General features: G+C 67.3%; 2 protein-coding genes and 1 pseudogene. All 3 read left to right on the forward strand.

What is annotated here, in order from left to right:
• Positions 1-154, forward strand: a pseudogene (locus WBA11_RS12195) (NADP-dependent isocitrate dehydrogenase); the annotation flags it as partial.
• A gap of 58 nt (positions 155-212) precedes the next feature.
• Positions 213-1,247, forward strand: a complete 1,035-nt coding sequence (locus WBA11_RS12200) for a S66 peptidase family protein (RefSeq protein ID WP_424520952.1) — start codon at positions 213-215, stop codon at positions 1,245-1,247.
• A gap of 78 nt (positions 1,248-1,325) precedes the next feature.
• Complete coding sequence (locus WBA11_RS12205) at positions 1,326-1,862, forward strand: outer membrane beta-barrel protein (RefSeq protein WP_424520953.1); 537 nt, start codon at positions 1,326-1,328, stop codon at positions 1,860-1,862.
• Positions 1,863-2,015: the final 153 nt, after the last annotated feature.

Consider the following 2,015-nt stretch of genomic DNA (forward strand, 5'->3'; position numbering starts at 1 on the left):
CATGGGCTGGACCGAGGCTGCCGACGCGATCATCAAGGCGATGGAGACGACCATTCAGCAGAAGCGTGTCACGTATGACTTCGAGCGCCAAATGGAGGACGCCACGCTCCTCAAGTGCAGCGAGTTCGGCGACGCGCTGATCGAAAACATGTAGAGGGCTCGACCTCGAGGGCGCGTCTGCTGCGTCCTCGAGGCCGGCACCACCGTCTGTGATGCATCGACGCCGCTTCCTCGAGTCCGCCGCCGCGGGGCTCGCCCTCGCGGCCCTCTCCCCGCTCGCGCTCGCGTCGACCTCGAGGGTGACGCGGCCGGCCCGCCTCCGACCCGGCGACACCGTCGGGCTGGTCAGCCCAGCTGGCATCACGTATTCCCGGGACGACCTCGAGGTCGCGCGAGCCACGTTCGCCGCGCTCGGCCTCGAGGTCGTGTTCGGAGACCACGTGCTGGCTCGAGACGGCTACCTCGCCGGGACGGACCAAGAGCGAGCCGGTGACGTGACGGCCATGTTCGCCGACACCGAAGTCGACGCCCTCATCGCGCTCCGGGGCGGCTGGGGGTGCGCGCGCATCCTGCCCCACCTCGACTACGACGTGATTCGCGCCAACCCGAAGGTGCTGTGCGGATTCAGCGACGTGGCGTCCCTCCTGCTCGGGGTCTACGCCCAGACCGACCTCGCCACGTTCCACGGGCCGAACGGAATCTCGAACTTCTCGACGTTCACGACGGAGCACTTCCGGTCGGTCGTGATGAGCGCGGATCGCGCCATTCTCGCAAACCCGGAGTCGAGTGAGGACGCCCTTGTCCCGAGACAGCAACGGACCCTCACGATCCGCGGTGGGCACGCTCGAGGGCGATTGGTCGGCGGCAACCTGACCGTTCTGTCCGCGATGGCCGGGACACCCTACATACCCGACACGGCCGGTCACGTCCTGTTCGTCGAGGACGTCGGCGAGGCCATCTACCGGATCGACCGGATGCTGACGCAGCTTGGTCAGGCGGGCGTCCTCGAGGGCGTGGCCGGGTTCGTGTTCGGCGTGTGCCGGAACTGCACGTCGGACTCGGGCGGAATCGCCGGCTTCACGCTCGAGGAGGTCGTTCGTCATCACGTCGAGCCGCTCGGCGTGCCCGCGTATATGGGCGCCTCGATCGGGCACACGACCCAAAAGCTGACGGTCCCGATCGGCATCGAGGCCGAGTTGGATGCCGACGCAGGAACGATCCGTCTTCTCGAATCGGCCGTTCTCTAGTTTCTGACCCGGCCGCAACACCGTTCCGTTACTCGTGAGCGGTAGGCGTCGGCACAGGAGTAGCTCACACACTGCCTCATGCGCGTCCTCGCCCTTCTCGTCGCTCTCTCCGCCCCGCTCTCGGCTCAGACATTTGTGTCGTTTCACGGCGGCGCCGCCGACTTCGACTTGTCAGGCGTCGGCCAGACGGCCGTCCTCGAGGCCCGCCTCGGGGTGTTCGTCAACCGATACGTTTCCATCGAGGGCGGACTCGGGATATCCGATGTCCCGGAGCAGTTCGGCGACGTGTTCTACGCCCTGCCGAGCATCGAGGTGCAACTCGGCGTCCCGATCATGGACAGCGTCCGGCCCTACGTCGGGATGGGAGTCGGAGCCTTCGTTCCGCTCAGCGATCCCGTCCCGGGCCGGCGTGAGGTCGAGGCTCCGCGGTTCGAGATCGACTACGACCCTCCGACGCAGACCACAATCAACCTCGGCCTCGGCCTCGATGCGGGAGTGGCTCAGGACCTCTTCGTCCGCGTGTCGGGGCGCCTGCGTGGGACCGTTGGTGACGGACCAGACTTTTTCACAGGCACCTTCGCGGAGGCGACCGTCGGGGTCGGCGTCCGGCTCTAGCCGACGAGCTTCCGCAGCGCCAGGATCGACCCGAGGTGCAGCCCTTCGTGGTACAGGTTGAACCGGTCCGCGTCGTGGACGGACTCGAGGACGACGCCCGGCGTCGTCGTGTACGACCGGAACGCTTCAAACCGACCGGCCTCGAGGTCGGCG

The organism is Rubrivirga sp., from assembly GCF_049648075.1.
Taxonomy (GTDB): domain Bacteria; phylum Bacteroidota; class Rhodothermia; order Rhodothermales; family Rubricoccaceae; genus Rubrivirga.

Bases quoted from the DNA above. Each gene is read 5' to 3' on its own strand.
- WBA11_RS12205 (WP_424520953.1), top strand. From the start codon at position 1,326: ATGCGCGTCCTCGCCCTTCTCGTCGCTCTCTCCGCCCCGCTCTCGGCT.
- WBA11_RS12200 (WP_424520952.1), top strand. From the start codon at position 213: ATGCATCGACGCCGCTTCCTCGAGTCCGCCGCCGCGGGGCTCGCCCTC.